This window comes from Capnocytophaga sp. oral taxon 324 str. F0483, assembly GCF_000318315.2.
In the GTDB taxonomy this organism is placed as follows: domain Bacteria; phylum Bacteroidota; class Bacteroidia; order Flavobacteriales; family Flavobacteriaceae; genus Capnocytophaga; species Capnocytophaga ochracea.
Genome location: NZ_KB291524.1, coordinates 1 through 21508, shown reverse-complemented (window position 1 = coordinate 21508; position 21508 = coordinate 1). Strand labels below are relative to the sequence as shown.

The window sequence follows — 21508 nt, the reverse complement described above, 5'->3', positions numbered from 1 at the left end:
TAACATCCCCCTTTACACATACCCAGCTATCGCTAGCTACCTTCAAAGGGGGAGTGTAGCGACGGAAAATTGAAAGAAAAGACGAATGAACGAGGGGCGAATGACGAAGGAAATGTAATAAAAATCTCTTGCTGGCTACCTTCAAAGGAGAAAATTGTGGCGAGTCATTTATTCGGTAAGCCCCCGAACCCCCGAAGGGGGACAAGCTGGAAAAGGAGACAAACCTTCCCTTTACACATACCCAGTTGTCGCTGGATACCTCCAAAGGGGGAGTGTAGTGATGGAAAAGAGAACTAATGACGAATGAACGAGAGGCGAATGACGAAGGCGGACTTCCCTTAAAGGGGGAATGTAATGAAGGAAAAGGGAATTAGTAAATTAGAAAATTTGGGAATTAGCAAATTTGGAAAATGAGGGAACTACTCTACATAATATGGGTGTTATTTCCTGCGTTGCTCTCAGCGCAGGACTGGGCGTATCTATCCAAAATCACCACCCACAACGGACTGGTGAGCAATGAGGTTACCAGTATGTTGCAGGACTCAAAAGGCTTTATATGGATAGGCACTGATGACGGATTGCACAAGTTTGACGGCTATGATATCACTGTGTATAAGCACAATAGCACCCAGAAGAACAGCCTTGCAGGAAACTCTATCAGGTGTTTGTTTGAAGACAGTCAGCATAACCTTTGGATTGGCTTAAAAGGCGAAGGACTCAGCAAACTGAACCTGCGCACGGGTATCTTCACCACCTACAAACATCAAAAAGGGAGTAAAAGCCTTAGCTATAACGATGTAGCGGGCATAGTAGAGGACGAAGCGGGTATGATTTGGATAGCCGTAGACCGTGGCGGACTGGATATGCTCAACCCCAAAACAGGAGTTTTCACTCATTACGACATCCGAGAAAAAGGCACTTCCAAACCTCTGAATAACGCCCTTACGGGTATGGTAGCTACCAATGGCACTCTCATACTCAGTTCGTGGGGTGGCGGGGTGTACAGTTTTAACCGCAAGGAAAAACAATTTGAGCTACACCCTTACTGGTATACAAACGACACTGATGAGAAGGTATGCAAGCACATTTTCAATCTCTACAAAGACCCAGAAGGCACGATGTGGGTATCATCAGCTCACGGTGGTTTGTATAGCTTAAATGAAAAAACAAAAAACTACCAACGTTATGCGGTGTGTGACGCGAGCCATTGTACGCACAATGTGAACGTGCTTTCGGTTGCCAATGACGGTCAGCACAACATTTGGATAGAGACCAACGAGGGCATCAAACTCCTCAATAAAAACACTCACTCCATTACCGACTTGCAAAACCCGCAACTCGCTAATGAAAGTGTGAATCACATCTACCGAGATAAAAGCCAACTGATGTGGGTGAGTACCGCCTCAGGAATTTACTATTTTAGCCCTACCCCTGCCCAATTCAAATGGGTGAGGTACAAGAATTTTCTTTCGGAAAAGCAAGTGCGCGCTATCTTTAAGGACAGCAAAGGCAACCTCTGGATAGGCGGCTTAAACCATATTGATAAACTCAACCCTGATAGAAAGACGCTTACCGCTTTCAGCAACCAATCCTACAACCCTAATACCCAGCTCTATCAGGCTTTTTGTGAAGATGCCGAAGGCAATATTTGGATAGGCAACTACGCCAATTACCTCATTAAGTACAACCCTTCGTCCAACAGTTTTAGTCAAGTACCCATTCCAGTGCCTACCGGTACGAACTACACCTACCGCAACGTCTATCAAATTACCAAAGATTGGGATAATTCCTTTTGGCTTGCTACCGAGTTGGGGGCAATCAACTACCAGCCCGCTACGGGTGTTTTTACCCCGCTATTCGAAAGTAAAAACATTATCTACCCCGAAGATAAAACCCACGTAATTCACCGCGACCAAGACCTCCTTTTGTGGGTAGGCACCGAAAAAGGCTTGCGTTGTTACACCCGCGACCTAAAACTCAAACACACCTATACAGCCCTAAAAAACAACACACACGCCCTGAGCAACGACTTTATTACGGCTATCCACGAGAGCAAGGACGGCACCTTGTGGATAGGCACCAAAGGAGGACTACACAAGTTCGACAAGAAAACCGAACGCTTTGAACTCATTCGCCGTAAAGGCACCGACTATGGCGACCCTGTTTTCGGTTTGGCAGAAGACAACAGTGGCAATCTGTGGATGAGTACCCCTTCGGCAGTACTGAAATACACCCCAAAAAGCCAACAGTTCCAAGTGTTCAACGAGTACGACGGATTGCAAAATTCAGGCTTTCAATTAGGGGCTTTTGCACAAGCCAAAGACGGCGAGTTGCTCATTGGAGGAAAAGACGGTTTCAATACTTTCTATCCTCAACAGCTCACCCTTAACCAAACCCAACCCAAAGTAGTTATTTCCGATTTTCAAATATTCAACAAATCGGTACGACCAGAAGAAGGCGGGGTGCTCACCGAGGTAATAGACGAGACCCAAAGCATTCACCTCAAACATTGGCAATCAGTAATATCGTTCCGTTTTTCGGCATTGAACTACCGCGCTTCTTTCAAAAACCAATACGCCTATATGCTCGAAGGGTTTGATAGCGATTGGATTTACGATGCTTCCGAGCGTATCGCTACTTATACAAACCTCAACCCAGGCACTTACATTTTCAAAGTAAAAGCCACTAACAACGACGGGGTGTGGAGCGAAAAACCTACTACGATTAAGATAATAGTAGCCCCTCCGCTTTGGCGAACAACTTGGGCTTATATCCTCTATGCCTTGCTAGGGGTGGGCTTGCTCGTGCTTATCGTGAAGTATTACACCATCAAGGAAAGAGACAAGCAGAACCTGCGCATCTCGCAATTGGAAGCCCAGCGTATGTACGAAATCAACGAGATGAAAACCAACTTTTTCTCTAACATCTCTCACGAGTTCAAAACACCGCTTTCGCTTATTGTAGGTCCGCTAAACCAAATGGTAGATGATGAGAATTCTCCTAAGCAGCACAAAGAGAAATATACAATGATGTTGCGCAACGCCCAAAAACTAATGCGCCTCATCAACCAATTACTCGATTTTAGAAAGTTAGAAAAGAACAAGTTAGAGCTGAATTTACAATACGACGATGTAGTGAAATTTGTGAAAGGAGTGAGTGAAACCTTTGCTTATCTGGCTTTAGAAAAACAAATACAATACACTATCAAGAGTACAATGCCCAGCTTGTGGATGCCTTTTGATGCCGATAAATTAGACAAAATTCTCTACAATCTCATCGGAAATGCCTTCCAATACACCCCTGAAAAAGGTGCAATCACCGTACTCATTGCTACTGTGGTGCAAAATCAGCAGAAGTTTTTGCAAATCAAGATAGCCGATACAGGCATTGGTATCTCCAAAGAAGAACAAAAACAGCTCTTTACCGCTTTCTTGCAAGGCAAACGCCAAAAAGAAATCCACAACGAGGGGGCTGGCTTAGGGCTCGCCTTCACCAAAGACCTCGTCGACCTACACCAAGGACACATAGAGGTAGAAAGTGAAGAAAAACAAGGAGCTACCTTCACGGTATTGTTGCCTATTTTAGATGTGCCACAACTCCACGACGAGGCTTCTATCACCTTGCAACAGATAGACACTACCCAAACAGTAAAAGAAATAGCTCCGCAAGAAAATGCAACCGACAAGGAAGAGACTATTTTGGTAGTGGAAGACAACGACGATATGCGCGATTATATACAGCACATTCTCAACGAGCATTTCCACGTACTATTAGCACGCGACGGTGAAGAGGGCTTAGAATTGGCTATTACCCATATCCCCGACCTTATCGTATCGGATATTATGATGCCTAAACGCGATGGTATTTCAATGGTAAAAGAACTGCGCGCCAACGAAAAAACAAACCATATCCCTATTATTCTGCTCACTGCCTTAGACAAAGAATCACAAGTGGTAGAGGGCTACAGTTTGGGTGTGGAAGACTATATCACCAAACCTTTTTCGGCTAAAATCCTCAGCAAGCGCATCGAAAATATACTGCTTTCGCGCAAGAAGCTGTGGGAACAGTACAGCTCCTCTCCTAACCTGAATGTGTACCGCGAAAAACTCATTGGGCAACCTTGGAAAAAAGAGTTTGTAGATAAAGTGAACAACATTGTAATGGAACACCTCAGCGACCCCGAGTTTGGTATCGATGCCCTTGCCGATGCCCTAAATATGAGCACTAACCAACTCTTCAAAAAGGTAAAAGCCATTATGAACACCACCCCTTACAACGTGATTGTACAAATACGTATGACCGCCGCTGCCCAACTGATGAAGCAAGGCAATTTGAATATTTCGGAAGTAGCCTATAAGGTGGGTTACCAAGAGCTATCGAATTTCAGTCGCTCGTTTAAGAAGTTCTATAATGCCTCACCGAGAGAGTATTTAAAAGGGGAAAGTGAAAAGTGAAGTGTATAAGCTAATTTGATAAGTTTTATAAAAGAAAAGATAAGTGGATAAACTCTTTATCTCCTTACCTTTGCACCACAAAATGTACCACCAAAAAAGTATTTGTATGTTTTTAAAAAATTGTATATACCTTTTATGCCTTGGGATTGCCTCCATCACTACCACTGTGAAAGCGCAACCCTATGTATCACCCATTGGTGCACAGGTATTTATCGAACCTGGGCAAACTGATGAGGAGATAAATACTTGGTTCAAACTCCTCAGCGAGCATCAAATGAACTGTTGTCGCATTCGTATGTTCGAAAACTATATGAAGCGCCCCGACGGTACTTGGGATTTCTCTCTGTTCGACAAGGCTTTTAAAGCAGCAGAGCGGTACAATGTGAAGATTGTAGGCACGCTCTTTCCCGCTGCCCCCGACAATTCGTTAGGAGGCTTTAAGCACCCTTATTCGCAGGCACATCTACAAGAAATTGCTACCTATATCAAGCAAGTAGTAACCCATTTCAAAACCTCACCTGCCCTCTATGGTTGGGTGCTAATGAACGAACCTGGCACAGGGGGTTGGGTACCTAACGACGCTTTTGCCAATACCCAAAAAAGTGAATGGCTCAAAACACTACAACCTACTACCTACAACAGCAAAGACTACCCACAAATAGTAGATTTCACCCCTCAACAGTTCTTGCTACACTACAACACTTGGTACCTGCAATGGATTGCCAACGAGGTAAAAAAGTACGACCCTAATGCCTATTTGCACGTCAATTCTCACCAAATATTCAGCAATATTGCCGAATACAACTTCCCTGCTTGGCGCAACTTCCTCAGTTCGTTAGGCGCTTCTGCTCACCCCAGTTGGCATTACACTATGTTTCACAGAAATCAGTACGCTACGGCTTTGGGGGCAAATTGCGCTATCATACGTTCGGGAGCAGGCGAATTGCCCTTTTGGGTAACCGAATTACAAGGAGGCAACAACACTTATAGCGGTTATAAAGCCTTCTGCCCTACCAAAGAAGAAATCATCCAATGGCTGTGGACGAGCATTGGCAACGGAGCTGAACATATCTTATTTTGGTGCTTAAACCCGCGTGCTGTGGGTGATGAAGCAGGCGAATGGGCACTCGTAGATTTCCAAAACCAACCTACCGACCGACTCACTGCTGCCTCCGAAGTTGCCAAAACACTCCGAAAAATCAACAGCAGCAAATTTAAACCTGTAGTAGCCAACATTCACATCCTCTATACCCGCGAAACACTTTGGGTAGAAAAGAAAGCACAACTAAATGATAATACCAACAATGATTACGAGGGCAGAAACACGGGAGGTGCTATGAAATCGGCGTTTGCAATGTACGAAACTCTACTTGAAAATGGTATCAATAGTCAGTTTCAGTGCTTTGATGAGTTCAATTGGAACAAAGCTTCTTATAAAGGCGAAACGATTATTTTATCAGGACAAATAAGCCTCCCATCGCGTTATTGGGAACCCCTGCGCAACTTTGTACGCAATGGCGGTAAACTGATAATGGAAGGACTCAGCGCGTTCTACGACGAAAATATGTTTGCCCTACATCACACAGGATTTCCGCTACAAGATGTATTAGGAGGAGCGCTGAAAGAAATAAAATGCCTCCCTACCGATTTCAGTGTAAATTACCAAAACGCACCCCTGTCCGCCCACCTTTGGAAAGGGAGTATCTACAACACCCAAGGACAAATAGTTGCCCAAGAGGGGAATAGTGTGTTGGCAACGCGACATCGCTTTATGAGGGGAGAGACCTTTTGGTTCCCATCGCTATTGGGTATGGGCGCTTTGCGCAGTGGCAAAGGGGAAGCACTTTCGCATTTGCTACTCGCCGAAGTGAAAGCGGCAGTCCCTTTTCAGTTTGAAACTTACCAAAAAGGAGTGCAAATGTATACAATGCAAAAAGGTAATCAATACCTTACGATACTCATCAACAAACGCCCACAAACTACCTCAGTGGCATTGCGTTGTCCCAAAGGAGTAAATCCTTCAATCGTTTTTGCGGATAAGGGAGGAAGTGCAACAGCTAATACCGCACGCCTATCCTCTGAAGAAACGTTGGTAATTCTTTGGAAATAGATACAAATTAATATTGATGTTTTTTCCTAAAAAAGCTGTACGAGTATAGTCACATCGTACAGCTTTTTTGTTATTCAAGATTTTCTTTGATATCGATAAGCATTTGCTTTACACGCTCTAACTTTGTAACCACATCAAGGTTTGTAAGAGGTTTCTGCTTGTCTTCTTTAAGACGTTGACGCGCCCCTTCAAGGGTGTAGCCTTGTTCTTTTACCAAATGATAGATGAGCTGGAGTTTCTTAACATCATCGGGAGAGAATTTCCTGCTTCCCGAACTCGTCTTTCTCGGGCTGATAATAGAAAATTCCTTTTCCCAAAAGCGAATAAGAGAAGCATTCACATTGAAAGCCTTTGCTATTTCTCCTATGGTGTAATATAGTTTATCGGGTAATACAATATCCATTTCTCTAAGAAATTATCAGTTATCAGTTACATTCACACAGCCCCAGCCGTCGTATTCTCCTTCAAAAGAAGAGGCGAGCTCTATCAGTTCCCATACGATATTATTGATATCTAACGGACTATCCTCACGTGTGGCTTCGACGGTGTAAGGAAAAGTATGTCCTTCGGATTTTCGTTCCTCTACTGTTTTCTCATCACTCAAACGCACTTTATAGCCTTTTTCGGCTACTTTCTCGGCAAAACCTTGTTGTTGTGCCTCACTTTTGAAGTAGATAAAATGGTCGATTTCACGAGGCACTTCCATCTTATCTCCTTTCTTCTCAAGTTGTATTAGCACTTTTCTGTTCTGCATCGTTTGATAAGAAAACTCATCAGGATAAAGGAAGTCGAAATAATCTTCCCATTGGGCATCTTCAGCGGTATTATATCCCGATTTATACCCCTCAAAAGCTTGTAACGCTTCTTCGCAAGTCTGTGCTAAAACTTCCGCATTATTACAGTAAAACCAAAGCTCTAAAAAGCCTTCGGATTTTACCACACCTGCCAATACTGCTCCTGTGGCTTCGGCTTTCTCGTTTATGGCATCTTCTATATCACAGAGTATAGGATACTCCTCCTTTGAAGGAAATCCATCAGGAGTAGGGTTTTGCATTTTTATATAAAACTGTAAACGTTGCGATAAGCCCTCGAGAGGAGCAAGCTCAAACAAGGCTAAATTGGTGCGTATAGAAGCTGGGACGCCTTCGATATGGCACATAAAGAAATCCCAATTCTGGGGAAGATTATGGTGAGTCATATGGGTTTAATTAACAAAATACTATTTCCAATCATCTTAGTCAAGCGATTGATTTTCTTGAGTAGAAACGTGTAGCATCTCGGTGTATTCGCTCGGGGTGAGGTTGCCATAATAGAAGTGTATCGGGTTGATGTGTTCGCCGTTCTTTATCACTTCGTAGTGCAGGTGTGGAGCTTCCGAGCGACCGGTACTTCCTACCCTTCCTATGAGGTCGCCACGCTTGACGTGTTGTCCTGCACGCACATTGTAAGCCGAAAGGTGTCCGTAGAGAGTTACATAGCCATAACCGTGGTCGATGCGAATGTGGTTACCATAACCTGAGGCATTGCTATCGGCACGTGCTACTACACCATCGCCCGCAGCATATACAGGAGTGCCTTGGGGTGCAGTGAAGTCCATACCATAATGGAACTTACGCGCTTTGGTAAAAGGGTCGATACGCCAACCATATCCCGATGCCATATGCTTTAAATCTTTATTATTAATAGGCTGAATGGCAGGAATAGAAGACAGGAATTTTTCCTTTGCTTTAGAAAGTTTAGCAATCTCATCTAGCGATTTCGACTGTACGACCAACTGTTTTCGCAATATATCTAAGCGTTTGTTTGTATTGGCAACAAGTTTGGAGTTTCCGTATTTTTCGAGGTTTTTATAGCGGTTAGGGTCTTTGAGGCTTTTGCGAACACTATCGGGGATAATAGGCGCATTGAAGTAAAGGCGGTACATATTATTATCGCGTTCTTCAAGGTCGGCAAGCACATCTTCCGCCAATTCCATCTTTTTGTTCAGGATTTGGTAGTTGGTTTCATAGGTTTTAATCTCGCGTGCTAATACCACCTCGCGGGGGGTGAAAAACAAGCGCGAGTTAATCATTATAAAAGAGAATAAAATCCCGAAGAGTGCAGCAGCTGTAAGAAAAATCAAAGCATTGCGCACCTTTGTACGCTTTCGGGAGAGGATGCGTTTATACGAAAGCGTATCGGGGTCGTAATAATATTTTACCTTTTTCATACGGGCAAAAGTATAAAAAAAAATATGATATTTCTGTTTTATGACAAAAAAAATGTAATTTTGCAGTGAATAGGCCATAGGCAGTAGGTCATAGGCCATAGCGTTAATTATCAATTGTTAATTGATTTTATGGGTTTTTCAGAAATTATATTCATACTTTTTATGGTTTTAATCCTTTTTGGGGCTGATAAGCTCCCAAGTATTGCGCGTGGTTTAGGAAAGGCAATGCGCCAACTGCGCGATGCTACCGATGAGATTAAAACTGAAATACAACGCGGTGCTGAAAAGGCAGGTGTAGATACTAAAATTGTAGAAGAGACTCAAAAAGAAATTGAAAAAATGAAAGATTCGATAGGGAAATTGGGAAATTAGATGTAAGGCCTTAGGCCACAGGCCACAGGCACTAGGAGTGCGACGCAAAAGCGATAGGTAGGGAGGATTTTTGTTAATCGGATAGGGTGTTCACATTTAGAAACCTACCCCCGTTCCTCACATACTCTGCTCTCGCAGACTTTCCGAAGAGAAGGGGACAAGTCGCAAAAGCGACTTTTTGAGTAAAAAATCTTATACTTCTTATTATTATAGATTTTATTCTCAAGACATAGGTTGTTGTTTTGAACTTCTAAAATATTGAATTTCTATAAAATCTTCTTTTCCATTATTCTTAACCTCAAAATATATAAAATACCTACCTTTTAAAATAGGTCTTACATAAAGGTTTAGTGTTTTGTTATATCTACCCAAATAGAGTGTATTATTAGAAAGTTCAAGCATTAATCTTTCTGTTTCTAATAATATTTTATCTGAAAATAAGTAGCTTCCATTGTGTATATCCCAAAACTCAAGAGTTTCTTTAAAACTTTCTTTAGCTCTATCAGTCCAAACTATTTCCATTTTCTTTCTCTTAGCTCTCGAATCTCTTTAAAAACATCGTCATTGCTTGTAACCATACCGAGGTTTCCTTGCTCTTTTGAGAGCGCAATGGCTTTGAGGTCCTCAGGAGTAAGAATATCAAAAGCATCTTCCTCTCTTTCAAAATTGATTTCGGTAGCTGAAATGCCTTTTAAAAACCTTTCTAAGTATGGAATATCATATTCTTGTACTGTTGCTTGTAATCTTACTGTACCCATAATTCTTATATTTTCGGCAAAAATAAAAAATAATTAGGAATTTAGCAAATTGGTAAATTAGCTAATGAGCAAATTGCAACCTCTGATATCGGCGTTGTCGAAGCGTCCTAATACTTCAAAAGTATCATTGGGGTATAGTTTGCCTAAATCTTGAGTAGCAATAAAACTACACGACTCTCTATTAGCCAAATCGATGATATTAAGTCCGCCAGTTTTGCCGGTAGGCAAATAGCTCAGCGCATCATTCGTATCGCGTATAAGGACTTTTAGCCAAGGTACACACTTATAAATCCCTTTACCAGCAGAATAGGCTTGCGAGAGCAGTTCGGTCATTCCGTATTCGGAGTGAATCATTTCCACCCCAAACCCTTGGCAGAGCATAGCGTGCAACTCTTCGCGCACGAGTTCTTTGCGACGACCTTTCATACCACCTGTTTCCATTACAATCGTATTTTTTAAAGAGAAAGTATGCTCGGCTATAAGGTCGAGTAACGCAAAGGATACCCCTATGAGCAGTACTTTCTTGCCCGAAGCATCAAGGGTTTGTAAGCGCTGGGCTAAGAGGTCGTATTCGTTGAGATAGAAACCGCTATACTCACTACCTGAGCGCTCAATGAGGTCGGCTACCATAGTGATGAGAGAAGAGCCGGTACGTTCTAAATACGAGGGAAGAAGAGCTAAAACTACATAATCTCCAACGTTGCCATAGAAATGTTCAAAGCCTTTACGGAAGCTTTGTTCATACAAGCTAAGTTCTTTCACATAGTGTCGGGAGGTTTGTGCGCCTGTTGTACCACTGCTGGTGAATATCTGCTGAGGTGTGGTGTGACCGCAGTACACTTTTTCAGTTTTAAAACATTCGATAGGAAGAAAAGGTATTTTTTCGAGTGTGTTTACCTTATTAGGAAGACAGTTCAATAGGGTACAAAAGCGGTGGTATACCTCGTTGTTTTCGTATTGATAACGAAAAGTATCCAAGGCAACAGCTGTAAAATCTATGTTTGCTGATAGTTGAATTTTGTCGTTCGTTAAAGTGAAGTATCGCTTGGGCTATAGAAATTAATCAAAAAAATTAAGTTTTTGCCTCATTGATAGACTTTATCAAAGGCTTAGCACTTCGACAAAGTGTATATCGCAAATTTTATTGATTATTCAATTTATATTTATCAACTGAGCTTAATTAAGGCAAAAGTCCTTTTAGGAGACCGAAAGAAGGGTTTAGCAAGATGGTGCTTAGAATGATGACAAGGGCTACAAGCACAATTTTCACCCAAGAGGAGTACTGTTTTTTGGGAGATGCTAAGAAAGTGTCGTACTCTTTACGGGTTTTTACGGTAGCGATTTTCTGTTCGAAATAAATATCTATCAAAGAGGGTAAATCCTTTACGGTACGAGCTTTTGAGGAGGCGCTATTTTTTTGTGAGGTTTTCTTTTTAGCTTGTTTTTTGGGTTCTTCGGTTTTCTTTTGTCCTTTTAACTCGGCGGCGAGGTCGGCATCGTAGTCTTTACGACTTTCGGGGTCGGAAAGGACTGCGTAAGCTTCTTGTAGGCTTTTAAATTTTTCGGCAAAGAAATCGTCGCCCTGATGTTTATCGGGGTGATAGGCTTTTGCGAGCTTTTTGTAGGCGTCGCGTATTTGGTCGTCAGAAGCCTTTTGGCTAACTCCTAATATTTCGTAGTAATCCTTTAACATTATAATCTTGGTTTTTGAGAGGTGTTATCGTGGCTTTCCCAGCCGATGAGTTTGTTATTTTGGAATGTGAGAGTAAGGGTTTTGTAGTGCCAACGTTCGGTAGTAGAGCCTTTGAATCCTGCACTTTGGACTTCTAACGGCTTACCGAGCGCCATTTTCACCAAAAAGTCGGGCATACCTTCGGTATATACGCCTTTTTCGACGGAACTTGTGGTGGGCTCACCGTATTCACTTTTGATGAGCTCCATAATTCTGTCTTTGGTATATTCTTCGTCTACCAAAGCATTTTGCCATTTTTGGCGTTTTTCTTCAATGGATTTTTCTCTTTTTAAGTTGGTAGTTGCCTGCATTACAAGTATATAAATGAGGTACGCTACGCTTATTGTGAGAATAGAATAATATATCATTGTATGCTTATTTTATTATATAATTCTTCACTGAGGGTGCAAAACTACAAAAACAATTTTTAATATACAAATTTGAAAAATTAGCAAATTTGAAAATTGGGAAATTAGGAAATGAAAGTGCGAGCCGCACGGGCATTTTGTGTGAGCCGCACGGGTAGTTTTTAAAAAGAATAAAATAGGGATTTTCAAAAAGAAAAATATACTATGATATAGGTACCTTATACGAACCTTGAACGAATCTTGGAAGATTGGTATAGGATAAAAGGTGCTTTTTCGAAAGGTGGGAATCTATAAAAAGGAGATTCTATGGTAATATATTCTGCTTTATTGGTAAAAGAGTAGAATATATTTCCTATATAACTGGTAGCGATTCCGAAAGTCAAAAAAATATTCAGAAGGGGATTGCTGATTGGTAATTATTTTGTATCTTTGCTTGAATTAAAAAAAAGAGGTTGAAAAAGGGGTAGAACGACTTTTTTGTATTAAAAACTGATAACCTCGGAGGAAGGAGCAAAGAGAATATGATATTTAAGTTTAAGCAATTTAACGTAAAGCAAGCACAAAGTGCGATGAAGATAGGCACTGATGGAGTGCTATTGGGGGCGTGGACGCCTATTGAGAATCCTAAAAGTATACTGGATATTGGGGCGGGAACGGGCTTATTGTCGCTAATGTTAGCTCAACGCTCTGACGCTCCTGTGATTGACGCCGTGGAAATAGACGAAAAAGCCTATATAGAATGCACGGAGAACTTCGAAGAGAACCAATGGGGCGACCGCTTGTTTTGCTATCACGCTTCGCTTCAGGAATTTGCTTTGGAGATAGATGAAGTGTACGACCTTATCATCTCTAATCCGCCTTTCTATACCGCTGATTATAAAACAGCTGAAAAAGCGCGCAACACGGCTCGGTTTACTGATACGCTTTCGTTTTCGGAGCTCTTAGAAGGGGTGAGCAAATTACTGTCGGACGAGGGTGTTTTTAGTGTTATTTTGCCTTGTAGTGAAACCGAAGGGTTTATCGCTCTTGCGTCGGGTTATGGTCTTTTTCCTCAGAAAATCACTCATACGCGAGGCAATGCTACGGCTGAACTAAAACGGAGTATGCTACTACTGAGTAGAAAAGAGCTCTCCTCTTACCCTATCGATGTGCTTATTATTGAGAAGGAACGTGGGGTTTATACTGAGGCGTACAAGTCGCTCACAAAGGATTTTTATTTAAATTTAGGAAATGAAGTGGGCTAAGGACTAAGGAGAGGAATTTGGTGATTTGGTAATTATGCATTATCTTTGCCAAAAAAAGAAATATGAGAACTGTAAAATATAACGAAATGGTTAATTATAATGTGAGTATTCCTAAGGAAAATGCTCCTATGTTTGAATCACTTTTCAAGAAATACAACGTAATTGCCGAACCTACTGTAGTAGCTGAACCCGTAGAGGAGTATATTCCTAACGAGGAAACTATAAGAGCTATTGAGGAGGGAAGAAGAGAGTATAGAGAAGGACTACTAAAAGGTTATAAAAATCTTGATGAATTATTTAGTGATTTAGACGATGAATAATACGGAGCAAGAAGAAATTCCTAAATATTCTATTTTTATAACAACTACCTATAAAAAAGAATACAAAAAATTCTCTAATCAGGAAGCTAAGAAAAAGGCTATAAAAGAAATTATAAAAATCCTGATGTAAAAAGGAACTGAAGGTATTCCCAAGAAAAACCTTCCACATCTCTTAACAGGAAATTACAAAGGTTGTTGGGAATGCCATATAGAGTCTGATTTGTTACTGATTTGGGAACAAAACGATGAAAATATGGCTATTATACTTCAAAGAATAGGTAGCCATTCTGAACTTTTCTATAAAAATAAGAAATAAAACACTTCCTCTTTTAGCACTGAAAAATGAACCAAGAAGTATTTACTGCTCTGCAAAACAAACTGAAAGTGGGTAACCGTCGTGGCGTGCACCTCAATGCACTTCCTGGTGCTTCACGCTATAAGTTTGATATCGCACGTCTTTCGGCTATATTCAAGAGCTTGCCCGAACGCTTTATTCTCGACTTACTCACCTTACGCAACCTCAACTTTTCGTTTTCTATTCACGATACTGAAAGTACTGATATAGATATCCCCCGTTCCTCCCAAGGGGGACAAGCCTCTAAAAATATACCTAAAGAACGTGAGGCTATCTTAGAAAAACTTGTAGATAATATCGAAAACCTGATGTTCCAAAGCGAGGTTATCACTTCCGAAAAAGGAGTGAACACACTGGGCTTTGGTTTCCCCATACTGTTGCGTCGGGATATGGGCGACGGACAACTAACGGCTGCGCCTATCCTGATTTGGTCGGTGAAGATAAAGCCGGCTACCCAAATGAATACGTGGGTAATAAGTCGTAGCGAGGAAGACCCTATCTACCTAAATGAGGTGCTCATCAACCATCTGCAAAACGATTCGGGCGTAAGCCTTAAACCTATCCCCGATGAGATGCTGGAAGACGGAAAAATCGATAAACCTGAACTGCACTCTCTTTGCTCGGATATCCTCAACCAACTGAAAGTTACCCAAAACTTGGATTTCCTGCTGAACAACTATACCGAGATTCTCCCTCTAAAAACCAAAGCGGAATACGAGGAACTTTTGCCTAACAAAGGTGATGCTTTTATAGAAAAATGCGGTATACTCTCCCTCTTTGAAGTCCAAAAGCAGAATATCATCAACGATTACGAATCGCTGAAAAAAGATTTTGTGCCTTTACAGGCAACAGCCAACGAACAATTCCAATCGCTGAGCGCTATTGAAACCGACCCCTCTCAACAGTCGATTTTGGAATCGCTGAAAAGTCAGCAGAAAATACTCATTCAAGGTCCCCCAGGTACGGGCAAGAGCCAAACGCTCACGGCGATTCTCATCAATGCTTTGGAAAACAAACAGAAAACATTAGTAGTCTGCGAGAAACAAACTGCCCTAGAAGTGCTCTACAACGCCCTGCAAAACAAAGGTTTGGGCAGGTATTGTACAATGATAAAAGATGCTATTGCCGACCGCAGGCTCATTGTTGATGCCGTGCGTAACCATATTGATAATGTCGAGTTTAAAAAAGAAACACCAGCCTTCCTCGAAAATCTCCTTGCCGAACAAGTGCAAGCAATGCGCAAAATCACAACGGATATCAATGCTATTCACCACAAACTCAACCAACCTCTCCTCAACCAACTGTCGTGGACAGATGTAATGGCGGAACTAATGCATTATGAAACTGATAGAGAAGAACTCGACCTCTCGGCTTTCTCTTTTCAGTTTACCGATAAAGAATTCGCCTCTCTCGCACCCCTTTGGCAACAAGGTGAGGCACTCTATCAGCGGTATGCGCCCTACGCTCAAAATCACCTGTTCAACCCCAAAAAACTCACCGCTACCAATCTGTTTAACACCCAACAACAACTCGCCGAAGCCTTCAAACAATACGCACAACAGTGGGAGGTTATCCAGCAGCAGATAGCCGTTTACAAAGCCTATTACTTGCACAAACGCAAAGAAGAATTTATACAACAGTTGGACACCTTAGCGCAATATCGCAATGAGTATGAGCTGATTACCACTACCCTACCCCCTACTTCACCTGTGTATCAACCAGAGGTAACCAAAGGATTTTTCTACAAGCTCTCAGCACTCTTTTCTACCGAGAAAAAGCAGGTGTTGAAAACCCAAAAACGCTTGCAAGAACTCTGTACTGCGATTAAAGCACTCAGTTTGCACCGCAATTTTTCGTCGATTGCTATTTCGGATAACTTATTGCTCAACAAAACTGTTATCGCCGAGTACACTTCTGCTATTGCCCAAGCGCAAACCGATTTCGACAGCAAAGCCAATGCTGATTTCGCTGCCTTAGACCTACTCAATTACTACGAACGCTCATTTGTGAACGCCGATTTAGACAAGCTCATAAGCGAAGTAAAATCGCTTAAAAACCGCATAGAAGCTGATAGTTGGCTCGACGCTGTCAATTTTGGCAATACCTTTGCTGAGTTCAAAGCCTTTATCACCCGTAGTTTGGCAACTTACAACAGCTATCAAGCCGACCCTGCACAGCCTTTGGTAGCTCAGTACGAGTGGTTTGCTTTCTTCCAATCGCTCAACGATTTCCAAGAGCGCATCGTTTTATCACTTACCAAAGTAACCCATTGGGAAGCTTCCTTCCTCTACGCCTATTACACCTTGCTCTTGCAACGAAATGCCGATGATACGCTGAACTTCAACGAGCGCGATTACGCCGATTTTAAAAAGAAAATACACTACTTCGCCTCTGCCCAAAAAGATTTTATCGAGGGCTACTGGAATACCCAACAACGCAAAGCCGTAAAAACGTTTGAAGAGACCAACAAAGAGCTCACTGTGGCGAACCTCTACAACAAGCGCAAAAGTGAAAAGCACAGTCGCCTCACCTTAAGACAAATAGCGATGAAGGACACCGACCTCTTTACGAGTTTCTTCCCTATTATCCTCACCACCCCCGATGCTTGTTGCAATCTGTTTGAGGGCAAGAATTTCTATTTCGACAATGTGGTGTTTGACGAGGCAAGTCAGCTGAAACTCGAAGACAACCTGCCTGCAATGCTCAAAGGCAAGACGATTATCATTGCAGGTGATGAACACCAAATGCCGCCGTCTAACTATTTTAGCAAAGTATTCGACGGTAGTGCTGAAGATGAGGACGACAACGAGGAAGAAGATGAAGTGCTCACCTACAAAAATGCGATGCTGAACATAGAGTCGCTCTTGGATTACGCTTTGGAATACCAATTCAGTAAGAACCATTTAGATTTTCACTATCGTTCTAAACACCCTTATCTGATTGATTTTTCTAACCACGCTTTCTACAACGCCCGATTGCGTCCGCTACCCAGCACCGAAAGTCGTATCCCTATCCATTTCACTCAGGTAAATGGCATATTTGATGAGCATATCAACCGTGAGGAAGCCGCCGAAGTGTTGCGTATACTCTCACAAATAGAGCCTCGTCCTGACGGCACTTACCCATCGGTGGGGATTGCGACCTTCAATATCACCCAGCGCAACTACATACGCAAACAGATACTCCAAAAGCAAAATGACCCTACCCAAACGGCTTTCCGCGAGAAAATCAACGCCTTAGAGCAAGCAGGACTCTTTATCAAGAACTTGGAGAACATACAAGGTGATGAGCGCGATATCATCATCTTATCGGTAACTTATGGCAAGAAGAAAGGTGGCAAGTTCGTACAGAGTTTTGGTCCGCTAAACTTCTCCAAAGGCTACAAACTGCTGAACGTGATTATCACCCGAGCCAAGGAACAGATATACGTGTGCAACTCTATCCCCGAAGAATTGTTAGCTACCTATAAAGAGGCTTTAGCGCAAGAAGGCGCTAACAACCGCCGCGCTGTGCTCTACGCCTACCTCGCCTACGCCCGTGCCGTAAGCGACGGCAATGATGACCTTCGCCGTGAAATCCTATCGGAACTCGACCTCTACGGACACAAACACACCGATGTTGACCAGCAAAGTAAAAGTGCTTTTAAAGAACAAACCTACCGTCAGCTCAAAGAAAAATACCCCGACCAGCGTATTACAATGGACTACGAGTTTGGCGGTTATACTATCGATATTTTGTTAGAGCCCAAAGAAGGCAAGCCCGTAGCTGTAGAATGCCTCAGCAAACCTCTTTACAACAACGATTTAGCCTATTTAGAAGACCTGCACAAGGAAAAAATATTGCTCAACGCCGGCTTTGACTACAAAAGGAAATGGGCAAAATAAGTGCACAGGCAGGTGGAATATCAGAAAGACCGTAACAAGAAAAATAAAAAAGCGACTCCTAAGGAGTCGCTTTTTCTATACGGAATTATATCTTTAGTTAAACGTTTATTTTACTTTTTCTACAATAGCTTTGAACGCTTCGGGGTGGTTCATTGCCAAATCGGCAAGAACTTTACGGTTGAGCTGGATATCAGCTGCTTTAAGTTTACCCATAAATTGAGAGTAAGACAATCCGTGCAAGCGAGCCCCTGCGTTGATACGCACAATCCACAAAGCGCGGAAGGTTCTCTTCTTGTTACGGCGGTCGCGGTAAGCGTACTGCATTGCTTTCTCAACAGCGTTTTTGGCTACCGTCCAAACGTTTTTTCTGCGGCCAAAGAAACCTTTGGCTTGCTTCATTATTTTTTTTCTACGAGCTCTACGAGCTACAGCATTTACTGATCTTGGCATAAATTCCTTTTTTTTAATTTTTGTAGCAGGTGGTTTGTGCTTAAAACAAACGCTTAGGGGTACCTACTCCACGGTTATTAATTTCCTACTATTTAAACAATTATTTTAAGCCTAATTGTTTCTTCACGCTTGCTTCGTCGTTAGAGTGAACGAGCGTAGCGTGGGTGAGGGCTAACTTGCGTTTTTTAGCTTTCTTAGTTAAGATGTGGCTTTTGAACGCGTGTTTTCTCTTGATTTTACCAGAGCCGGTGAGCTTGAAACGCTTTTTAGCTCCAGATTTAGTTTTAATTTTTGGCATTTGCTTAGATTTTTATTGATATAATTCCGTTTTTTTAGGTAAGAGATAAGAGGTAAGAGGTAAGGTTGCATACCTCTTATCTGTTACTTCTTACCTTTTATCTTTAATTATTTTTTCTTGGGTAAGGGTGCGAGGAACATCGTCATACGTTTTCCTTCGAGTTTAGGCATTTGTTCTACTTTGCCATAGTCTTCGAGGTCGGTGGCGAGGCGCAAAAGAAGGATTTCCCCTTGGTCTTTATAGATGATAGAACGACCTTTGAAGAATACGTAGGCTTTTACTTTGGAGCCTTCTTTGAGGAACTTCTCGCCGTGTTTCTTCTTAAACTCATAGTCGTGGTCATCGGTTTGAGGACCAAAGCGAATTTCCTTAATTACTACTTTGGTAGCTTTGGCTTTCATTTCTTTCTCACGCTTTTTTTGTTCGTAAAGGAATTTCTTATAATCGATTACCTTACAAACAGGAGGCGTAGCGTTTGGTGAAATTTCCACCAAATCGAGTTCTAATTCATTAGCAATTTCTAATGCTTTGCGAGTGGGGTATACGCCTCCTTCGACGTTTTCCCCTACCAAACGCACCTCAGGAACGCGGATATCGCGATTGATACGATGAGGTTGTTTGTCATCTCTGCCCGGTGTGTTACTTTTTTTTATGATGGCTATTTAAATTTAAAATTACTTTCACTATTCTAATTTGCTAATTAGCAAATTGTTTAATTGACTTAGCGACTTCGTCGTTGATGAGTTTGGCAAAGGCTTCTACGCTCATACTTCCTAAATCCTCACCACCGCGTTTGCGCACTGATACGGTGCCTTCTTTCTCTTCATTTTCGCCAACAATGAGCATATACGGGATTTTTTGAGTCTCGGCTTCGCGTATTTTTTTGCCCATAGTTTCAGCACGATTGTCTATCAGGGTGCGAATATCGGAATTTTCTAACAATCTCAAAACTTTTTGAGCATAATTTTCATATTTTTCACTCAATGATAGTACGATAGCTTGACTCGGGTTGAGCCATAATGGGAAGTTTCCGGCGGTGTGTTCCAATAAAATGGCTACGAAACGCTCCATACTTCCAAAAGGCGCACGGTGAATCATTACAGGGCGGTGCATTTCGTTATCAGCGCCTTTATACCAAAGGTCGAAACGCTCTGGGAGGTTGTAATCTACCTGAATGGTACCGAGTTGCCAGCTTCTGCCTAAGGCATCTTTCACCATAAAATCGAGTTTAGGTCCGTAGAAAGCAGCTTCACCTGTTTCGATTACATAGCTCAAGCCTTTTTCTTTCGCAGCGTTGATGATGGCATTTTCGGCTTTTGCCCAATTCTCATCACTACCGATGTACTTGGTAGGGTTTTCGGGGTCGCGCAACGATACTTGTGCGGTAAAATTGTCGAATCCAAGAGAACCGAATACATAGAGCACCAAATCGACTACGTGTTTGAACTCGTCGTCTAACTGTTCAGGAGTACAGAAGATGTGCGCATCGTCTTGGGTAAAGCAACGCACGCGGGTTAAGCCGTGTAACTCGCCACTTTGCTCGTAGCGATATACTGTACCGAACTCGGCAAAACGCTTTGGCAAATCTTTATAACTCCAAGGGTGTGAATTGTATATCTCGCAGTGATGCGGACAGTTCATCGGTTTCAGTAAATACTCCTCGCCTTCGTTAGGGGTGGCAATGGGTTGGAAACTATCTTTCCCGTATTTATCCCAGTGACCTGAGGTTACATACAAATTCTTATGACCGATATGTGGGGTAACTACCTGCTCGTAACCGGCTTGTTTTTGGGCTTTGCGCAAGAAGGCTTCGAGGCGTTCTCGCAAGGCAGCTCCTTTGGGTAACCAGAGTGGTAAGCCTTGTCCTACCTTGTTAGAGAAGGTAAAGAGTTCGAGTTCTTTACCGAGCTTGCGGTGGTCGCGTTTTTTAGCTTCTTCAAGCAGTTCGAGGTATTCGGTGAGTTCTTTTTGTTTAGGGAATGAGATAGCATACACACGAGTAAGTTGTGGGTTGTGCTCATCACCACGCCAATAAGCCCCAGCAGCGCTGAGTACTTTTACGGCTTTTACAAAACCTGTGTTTGGGATATGCCCCCCACGACAAAGGTCGGTGAAGGTACTATGGTCGCAGAAGGTAATCGTACCATCTTCGAGGGCTTCGATGAGTTCGGTTTTGTACTCATTTTTGCCTGCGTAGTACGACAAGGCTTCGGCTTTGCTCACAGGGCGCATTTTAAAAGGGTGTTTGCCACGAGCAATTTCTAAGAATTTAGCTTCGATAGCAGGGAAATCTTTTTCGGAAATAGGTTTGCCGTTGAAATCGACATCGTAATAGAAACCATTAGCGATGGCAGGACCTATGGTGAGCTTGATGCCGGGGTAGAGCTCTTCGAGCGCTTGTGCCAAGATGTGTGCTGAGGAGTGCCAGAAAGCTTTTTTACCTTCGGGACTATCCCAAGTGTATAATGTTAAACTACCGTCGGTCGTCAGGGGGGTAACGGTTTCTATGGTTTTGCCATTGAAGCTGGCAGAAAGGACGTTACGCGCCAGTCCCTCACTGATAGAGGCTGCGATTTCGGCGGGAGTAATCCCACTTTGGTACTCTTTTACAGAGCCGTCGGGTAGTGTGATTTTAATCATTTTTTTGTTGTTGAAAATTGGTGTTGTTGTGTTAGAAAGTGCAAAAGTACAAAATAATTAGTAATTGACAATAAATAATGAAGAAAAATATTTAGAAAATGAAGTTAATGCCAATAATACCGGAAATACCAGTAATCAACTTTGCCAAAGGTGCGAGCCGCACAGGCAAAAACTTTGGCAAAGTGTGTACCGCAAAAGTGATGTATTGGGACTATTAGGAGTTTTCGGAAGGAAACGGAGAAGTTCGGAAGGGCTTATTGAGGTAAAAAGTAAAAAATGAGCTGTAAGAAGGGTGGGGTTAGCTTATAGAGAGC

General features: G+C 42.3%; 18 protein-coding genes and 1 pseudogene. 7 read left to right on the top strand and 12 right to left on the bottom strand.

Annotated features, from left to right (window positions below; genetic code table 11):
• The first annotated feature begins 410 nt into the window (after positions 1-410).
• Positions 411-4454 carry a hybrid sensor histidine kinase/response regulator transcription factor gene (locus HMPREF9072_RS06650; protein WP_009411006.1) on the top strand — a complete coding sequence of 1348 codons (4044 nt, stop codon included), beginning with the start codon at positions 411-413 and terminating at the stop codon, positions 4452-4454.
• A gap of 43 nt (positions 4455-4497) precedes the next feature.
• A complete protein-coding gene (locus HMPREF9072_RS06645) occupies positions 4498-6564 on the top strand; it encodes a beta-galactosidase (RefSeq protein WP_034566256.1) in 2067 nt (688 codons plus the stop codon).
• Between the two features lie 70 nt (positions 6565-6634).
• On the opposite strand, the gene HMPREF9072_RS06640 is transcribed toward HMPREF9072_RS06645, so the two are convergent.
• The 3 genes from HMPREF9072_RS06640 to HMPREF9072_RS06630 are packed head-to-tail and all read right to left on the bottom strand — an operon-like array spanning position 6635 to position 8773.
• Positions 6635-6967 carry a MerR family transcriptional regulator gene (locus HMPREF9072_RS06640; RefSeq protein WP_009411004.1) on the bottom strand — a complete coding sequence of 111 codons (333 nt, stop codon included), beginning with the start codon at positions 6965-6967 and terminating at the stop codon, positions 6635-6637.
• A gap of 15 nt (positions 6968-6982) precedes the next feature.
• The gene (locus HMPREF9072_RS06635) at positions 6983-7762 is read right to left on the bottom strand and encodes a DUF695 domain-containing protein (RefSeq protein ID WP_009411003.1); all 780 of its coding nucleotides are present in this window, start codon (positions 7760-7762) and stop codon (positions 6983-6985) included.
• 36 nt (positions 7763-7798) lie between these two features.
• Entirely contained in the window at positions 7799-8773 is a 975-nt protein-coding gene (locus tag HMPREF9072_RS06630; protein WP_002675822.1) for a M23 family metallopeptidase, read from the bottom strand.
• 129 nt (positions 8774-8902) lie between these two features.
• Here HMPREF9072_RS06630 and HMPREF9072_RS06625 point away from each other — a divergent pair, with 129 nt between their 5' ends.
• Complete coding sequence (locus HMPREF9072_RS06625; RefSeq protein ID WP_009411001.1) at positions 8903-9145, top strand: twin-arginine translocase TatA/TatE family subunit; 243 nt, start codon at positions 8903-8905, stop codon at positions 9143-9145.
• A gap of 222 nt (positions 9146-9367) precedes the next feature.
• Here the strand turns inward: HMPREF9072_RS06625 and HMPREF9072_RS06620 are convergent, their stop codons facing one another.
• The 5 genes from HMPREF9072_RS06620 to HMPREF9072_RS06600 form a co-directional block, all read right to left on the bottom strand.
• Positions 9368-9667, bottom strand: coding sequence for a hypothetical protein (locus HMPREF9072_RS06620; protein WP_009411000.1), 300 nt, complete (start codon positions 9665-9667; stop codon positions 9368-9370).
• The gene (locus tag HMPREF9072_RS06615) at positions 9658-9903 is read right to left on the bottom strand and encodes a hypothetical protein (RefSeq protein ID WP_009410999.1); all 246 of its coding nucleotides are present in this window, start codon (positions 9901-9903) and stop codon (positions 9658-9660) included. Before HMPREF9072_RS06615 ends, HMPREF9072_RS06620 begins: the two co-directional genes overlap by 10 nt.
• A gap of 57 nt (positions 9904-9960) precedes the next feature.
• Complete coding sequence (locus HMPREF9072_RS06610) at positions 9961-10881, bottom strand: acyltransferase (RefSeq protein ID WP_034566255.1); 921 nt, start codon at positions 10879-10881, stop codon at positions 9961-9963.
• 202 nt (positions 10882-11083) lie between these two features.
• Positions 11084-11596, bottom strand: coding sequence for a J domain-containing protein (locus HMPREF9072_RS12620; protein ID WP_009410997.1), 513 nt, complete (start codon positions 11594-11596; stop codon positions 11084-11086).
• Positions 11596-12003 carry a hypothetical protein gene (locus HMPREF9072_RS06600; protein WP_009410996.1) on the bottom strand — a complete coding sequence of 136 codons (408 nt, stop codon included), beginning with the start codon at positions 12001-12003 and terminating at the stop codon, positions 11596-11598. Before HMPREF9072_RS06600 ends, HMPREF9072_RS12620 begins: the two co-directional genes overlap by 1 nt.
• A 521-nt stretch (positions 12004-12524) precedes the next feature.
• Between HMPREF9072_RS06600 and HMPREF9072_RS06595 the strand changes: the two genes are divergently transcribed.
• The 4 genes and pseudogenes from HMPREF9072_RS06595 to HMPREF9072_RS06580 all read left to right on the top strand — a co-directional run bounded on the left by HMPREF9072_RS06595 (position 12525) and on the right by HMPREF9072_RS06580 (position 17806).
• Entirely contained in the window at positions 12525-13247 is a 723-nt protein-coding gene (locus HMPREF9072_RS06595) for a tRNA1(Val) (adenine(37)-N6)-methyltransferase (protein WP_009410993.1), read from the top strand.
• Between the two features lie 62 nt (positions 13248-13309).
• Entirely contained in the window at positions 13310-13567 is a 258-nt protein-coding gene (locus HMPREF9072_RS06590; RefSeq protein ID WP_002674645.1) for a flagellar motor switch protein FliM, read from the top strand.
• Positions 13560-13883, top strand: a pseudogene (locus HMPREF9072_RS12645) (type II toxin-antitoxin system YafQ family toxin). Before HMPREF9072_RS06590 ends, HMPREF9072_RS12645 begins: the two are co-directional and overlap by 8 nt.
• Before the next feature lie 26 nt (positions 13884-13909).
• Positions 13910-17806: an ATP-binding protein gene (locus HMPREF9072_RS06580; protein WP_009410991.1), complete on the top strand. Its 3897-nt coding sequence runs from the start codon at positions 13910-13912 to the stop codon at positions 17804-17806.
• Positions 17807-17911: 105 nt separating this feature from the next.
• Here the strand turns inward: HMPREF9072_RS06580 and rplT are convergent, their stop codons facing one another.
• The 4 genes from rplT to thrS form a co-directional block, all read right to left on the bottom strand.
• Entirely contained in the window at positions 17912-18256 is a 345-nt protein-coding gene (gene rplT / locus HMPREF9072_RS06575; protein WP_002674637.1) for a 50S ribosomal protein L20, read from the bottom strand.
• Positions 18257-18356: 100 nt separating this feature from the next.
• The gene (rpmI, locus tag HMPREF9072_RS06570) at positions 18357-18554 is read right to left on the bottom strand and encodes a 50S ribosomal protein L35 (RefSeq protein WP_002674635.1); all 198 of its coding nucleotides are present in this window, start codon (positions 18552-18554) and stop codon (positions 18357-18359) included.
• A 107-nt stretch (positions 18555-18661) separates the two neighbouring features.
• Positions 18662-19159 carry a translation initiation factor IF-3 gene (gene infC / locus HMPREF9072_RS06565; RefSeq protein WP_106096058.1) on the bottom strand — a complete coding sequence of 166 codons (498 nt, stop codon included), beginning with the start codon at positions 19157-19159 and terminating at the stop codon, positions 18662-18664.
• A gap of 91 nt (positions 19160-19250) precedes the next feature.
• The gene (gene thrS / locus HMPREF9072_RS06560; RefSeq protein ID WP_009410990.1) at positions 19251-21194 is read right to left on the bottom strand and encodes a threonine--tRNA ligase; all 1944 of its coding nucleotides are present in this window, start codon (positions 21192-21194) and stop codon (positions 19251-19253) included.
• Between the last annotated feature and the right edge of the window lie 314 nt (positions 21195-21508).